The sequence below is a fragment of the Geothermobacter ehrlichii genome, from assembly GCF_008124615.1.
Lineage (GTDB): Bacteria > Desulfobacterota > Desulfuromonadia > Desulfuromonadales > Geothermobacteraceae > Geothermobacter > Geothermobacter ehrlichii.
The window spans coordinates 1-4,990 of sequence record NZ_VNIB01000026.1 but is presented as its reverse complement, the minus strand read 5'-3'; the positions used below and the strand labels follow the sequence as shown (position 1 = coordinate 4,990).

5 protein-coding genes are annotated in these 4,990 nt (G+C 61.7%); all 5 read right to left on the bottom strand.

Features of this window, described 5'->3' with window-relative positions; all coding sequences use genetic code 11:
- Window positions 1-468: 468 nt before the first annotated feature.
- Window positions 469-711: a cysteine-rich CWC family protein gene (locus tag EDC39_RS15150; RefSeq protein ID WP_222862898.1), complete on the bottom strand. Its 243-nt coding sequence runs from the start codon at window positions 709-711 to the stop codon at window positions 469-471.
- Between the two features lie 104 nt (window positions 712-815).
- Complete coding sequence (locus EDC39_RS15145; protein ID WP_148897231.1) at window positions 816-3,140, bottom strand: aldehyde ferredoxin oxidoreductase C-terminal domain-containing protein; 2,325 nt, start codon at window positions 3,138-3,140, stop codon at window positions 816-818.
- Between the two features lie 199 nt (window positions 3,141-3,339).
- Complete coding sequence (locus tag EDC39_RS15140; protein WP_148897230.1) at window positions 3,340-4,008, bottom strand: transglutaminase-like domain-containing protein; 669 nt, start codon at window positions 4,006-4,008, stop codon at window positions 3,340-3,342.
- Between the two features lie 13 nt (window positions 4,009-4,021).
- Entirely contained in the window at window positions 4,022-4,447 is a 426-nt protein-coding gene (locus EDC39_RS15135) for a universal stress protein (RefSeq protein WP_148897229.1), read from the bottom strand.
- Between the two features lie 36 nt (window positions 4,448-4,483).
- Window positions 4,484-4,990 (bottom strand): TRAP transporter large permease subunit (locus EDC39_RS15130; protein WP_148897228.1); only part of this gene is annotated, 507 nt, incomplete at its 5' end.

Sequence of the window (4,990 nt, the reverse complement as noted above, 5' to 3'; positions counted from 1 at the left end):
GTTGTTTGGTCGTGCTTTCAACACTACCAGAAGCCCCATCATGTCCTGTCTCTTAACCCACCTCGAAGGTGGTGCACTTATGAGTTGAATCTACCTTGCGGTACTGGACCCAAGGGGTCATGGACCCAAGGGGTCAGACTTGACAAACCTGCTTTCTGATTACCATTTCATCATATCCCGCAAACCTCTCACCCATTATCCCAGCCTCCCGAAACGCCTCGATGTAGGAAAGACACATCCATAGGAGCAAGAGCCGGGGCCAGATCTTGAATTATCAGTTTTTACAGCCCGAGCTTTTCCAACTTCCCATTGGCCAAAACCTGCAATACGTCGACGATAACAGCGACAACTATTTGAAATAAAAGGGGAGTGAGACTTAAAGACAGGTCGATTGGATGGTGCGTGGACATCCCCCTCCTGGATTCCCCGGCGTACTATAGAAAGCTGCTTGTCAGATTAGGAAAATTCTTAAGACATGTCAATTTTCTGGCAATAACGTGCCGCAAACAGCTCCGGGTCCTCCCGGAACGCCTCGATACAGGAAAGACAGATACACGCCTTGCGCTTCAGCTCCGGCGGAACCAGGTCAATCAAAGCGGCCGGAATTTCCACGTCGACGCACCAGCAGGGACCGGGATCGGCGTGCAGCCCGCAGTTGTTGTCTCCCTTGCAGATGGGGCAGATTGTTGGATCGACGCGCATCCCACTCATCCCTCGTCACTCATCCCTCGTCACTCATCCCTCGTCACTCATCCCTCGTCACTCATCCCTCGTCACTCATCCCTCGTCACTCATCCCTCGTCACTCATCCCTCGTCACCCTCCCGCGATGATCGGCAGCATCGTCACCTCGCTGCCGTTGGGCACGGGGGCTTCTTCCTCGCCGGAGAGGACCATCATACCGTCGATGGCGATGTTCCACGAAGGGTCGTCGAGCCGCTCCGCGGCTTCGGGCAGTTTCTCTCTCAGCGCCTGGCGCAGCTGTCGCAGGTTGTCGACCGGCCGGTCGATGACGACCACCCCTTCCGGCGCCCCGGGCAGCGGCTGCGGCAGCCGGACCCTGACGCTGAAGCCGGTGACCAGCTGCGACAGACGGGCGTGCCAGTCGGCGGCCGGGAGCCCTTCGCTGTTCAGGCCGCTCAAGTGGTAGAAGCGCTGCTTCAGCTCCTCGAACCGCTCGCGGTCGATCTTCTCTCCCTTGAAGGGCCCGACCTGAATCGGCTCTTCGAACCAGCGCTTCGGCAAGGTGTCGTCCCGCGCCCGCAGGCCGAGGCGGAAGTTGATCATCCGCTCCAGCCCGGTGATGTTGCGGCCGACCTCGTCCAGATCTGCGCCGGAAAGCTCAAGGCCGGCCAGCTCGCTGACCTGGCCGGCGAAATCCTCCAGGTCGGGGGTGGAGGGCGAATTGAACAGTTTGGTGTTGAAGCGGCACATGCCGACGGCGTCGCCGGCGGCGAAGGTGTTTTCGCAGCGCCGTACGGCGTATTCCTTGCCGTCGTAGGAAGTCGGCTCGGGCGAGACCTCGCCGCCGTAGAGGGCTGTCTTGAAGACCGGATCGTCGTTGATCCGGGCGTTGATCTCCAGGGTGGCGCGGTTGCGCAGATGGTCCATGCCGCGGGTGGCGACCGCCAGGCCGAGAGCGAAGGCCTTGAGGATGCGGGCGTCGTGGGGATCGGACTGAAACAGCCCCTTCGACGCCATGCAGTAGTCGAGGGCCTCGGCCGGATACCTGCCCATTTCGACCGCCCGGCTGGAGCAGGCGATGGTGTCGCCGAAGCCTTCGCGCTTCGCGATCATGAACAGCAGCTTTTCGATCACCGGATAGTTGCCCCAGGTCAGCTCGAGACCGCCGGTATCCTCCCGGTCGATGATGCCGCGCTGGTAGAGCTCCATCGCCCAGGCGATGGCGCTGCCGGTACTGGAGGCATCGAGGGCGAGGTCGTTGATGATGTTGTTCAGCCGCAGCACCTGCTCCGGCTCGCGGATGCCGATGTTGGGGCCGAACTTGCCGACGGTGATGTATTCCGGCCCTTCGCCCTTGTCGTAGCGGTCGAAGGCCCCGTCGTCATTGATGCCGTTGTAGGTGCGCTGCTTGCGGTGTTCGAGTCCGCTCTGCTCCCTGTCGTAGCTGGCGTTCCCGGTGAGGCCGGTCAGGGCGCTGGCGCCCCAGCCCCCCTTGCCGCCGGGCAGCATGTCGTTGTTGGCCCGGCAGCGGACGGCGCACTTGTAGCAGCCGCTCATGCCCGGCCGGTAGGGATCGAAGTTGTCGGCGTCGAGGCTGTCGTACCAGGTGGTCTCCTGGTTGTTTTTGGTGCCCATGGCGCCGAGCACCCGGCTCGGCTTGTAGAGGAAGGGCGTACCGACCTTCTTCAGGGCGTTCTGCACTACGCTGGCGGCGAGGGTCTTGCGGGCGATCTCGCGGTTGCCGGCGGTGAACGCCTCGGACAGTTCGACCCCGGGCGGCCTGCCCTGCAGCAGGATCGCCTTCAGGCGCAGGGCCCCCATCTTGGCGCCGCCGCCGCCCCGGCCCCAGATCGACTTGATGCCCCCCATGATGCCGCTGCACAGCACCAGGTTCTCGCCGGCGCTGCTGATCCGCGCCATGGCCATGTCCTTCTGCTCACGGCAGTCGAAATCGCGCTCGACGCGCTCGGTGAAGTCGAGGTTGTCCAGCCCGAGATAGGGCGTGGCGTCGACGAAATCGACCTCTTCGCCGCGAATGCGCAGCAGCGTCCACTGCCGGTGGCGGCCGTAAAGCACCAGGTGGTCGTAGCCCTGCAGTTTGAGAAAGGAAGGGAAGAAGTCGCCGGCGTTGCTGTCGAGGATCGCCCGGCTCTCCGGCGAAAGGCTGGTGACGTTGCCGCGGGTGGCCCCCGGCACCCGGCCGGTGAGGGTGCCGGCGCCGAAGATCAGCGGCACCTCGGGATCGAGCGGCTCCCTGCCGTCGGGGAGCAGGTTGTAGAGCAGAAACATGTTGCCGCCGCGGCCGCCGAGAAAGGCCCTGACCGCCTCCACCGGGAGGTAGGCGCGACGGATGTCGCGCCGCTCCAGGTCGACGAACAGCACCGCGCCCTGGCTCGGGTACTGCGGCCGGTCATGCATCCGGGCCAGCAGACGTTCAACCCGCTGTCTGATGTTCATATCGTCCTCATCATGAAATGGAATGCAAAACCGATAAATCCTTTTAAACCCCAAGGAAAAACAAAAGGTCGATCATCGCAGAGAAGATCAAGACCCCTTTGGGGGGGGGGGGGGCTGGACAGAACCCAGGTCTTGATTTTTTCCTTGTTATCTTCGCCCCAGCGCCTCCGCGCCAATACATTTTGGCGCTCTTGACTTTCTAGCGGCAGCCATCGGAATTTTTCTCCGCTTCGGCCTCGAAGTCTCCACTCCCTTCATGGCTGAGGAGTTTCGGGCTATGGCGGTGAAAGGTGGCCAGAATCTCCTCCAAGGGGACATCGTCATACACGCCCCGCTCACGGACATACTCCATGTGCCGACGCTGGTCGGCGTCGAAGGGATGGAAGATCGAATCCTCCCGGCCGTCGAACTCAAGCGGCCTGACCCTGAATCGGGTACAGAGCGCAAGATTGAAGGCCGGGGTTGCCTTCACCCAGCGGCCGTCGAGCAGTATCTCGGTATAAGCATGCCAGCGCATCAAATCCCCGCCGTTGAGTTCCCGCAGACGGGGTGTCGTGAGATGATTTCTGACATCGGCGAATCCGAGCCGTGCCGGAATGCCTGCCGACCGACAGCAGGCTGCCAGCAGGGAAGCCTTTGAAATACAGAAACCATAGCCTCTGGCCAGGACACTGCTGGCGCGATAGTTTTCCGGATCGGTAAAATCGAGATAGGGGGTATAGCGGATACCGTCCCGCACCGCATAATAGAGGTTGACGGCCGCCTCACGGTCGCCGGCAGCATCACCACTGGCGTTACGGGCAAAATCCCGAATCGCCTGGTGGTCGCTGTCGATGAATTCGGTTGGCTGGAGAAACTGCTCCTGCATGCCATTACCCCGATCAGAACAGCAGCATCGGGCATTTCACCTTGTGCATCACCGCGTTGGTGACCGAGCCGAACAGGATGTCGCTGACCTCCCCTCCCCCCTCGTGACGCGCCATCACCAGCAGGAAGATCTCTTCCTCGGCATCGATCTTCTTGATAACCGCCACCGGATCGCCGCTCTCGAGGCGCAGTTCCGGATTGAACCCGGCCTTGCGGAACCGTTCGGCCATCTGCTCGAGAAACCTCTGGCCGGCCTGGCGGGCCCGCTCGCGGATGCTGGCCAGATGCGCTTCCGGAATCCCCCGGTAGGAGAGCTTGTCCTCCAGCACATGCAGCAGGGTGACCCGGTCGGGAAACCGGGTTCGGTTGCCGAGAAAGCCGCTGACAGCCTTTTCTGTGGTTTCGGAGTCGTCAATCGGTATCAGAATCCGTGCGTTCATGGGCACCTCCTCAGAGGCAAGTATACCACCTGTCCCCTAGCCATAGACCAGCCTCGGCAGCAGCATCACCAGATCCGACCAGTAGGTCAGGACCATCAGGATGCCGATCTGGATCAGCAGAAACGGAATCACTGAACGCGACACGTACAGCAGGTTGCGGTCGACCGTCGCCCCAGAGATGTAGAGGCTGACCCCCAGCGGCGGCGTGCAGTAGCCGATCCCCAGGTTGATGGTCATCAGCAGTCCGAAGTGCATGGTGTCGATGCCGAACTTTGACAGCAGCGGCAGAAAGATCGGCGTCAGAATCAGCGTCGCCGAGATGATGTCCATGAACATGCCGATGATCAGCAGCAGGATGTTGACCGCCAGCAGAAAGATCCAGGGCGAGTCGATGTGGCTGACCACCGCCTCGGCGATCTGGTTCGGTATCTGCTCGAAGGTGAGGTACTCGCCGAACACCGAGGCCCCGGAGACGATCACCAGCAGCGTGGCCGAGGTCACCGCCGAGGAGACCACCACCCTCTTCACGTCGCGCAGCTTCAT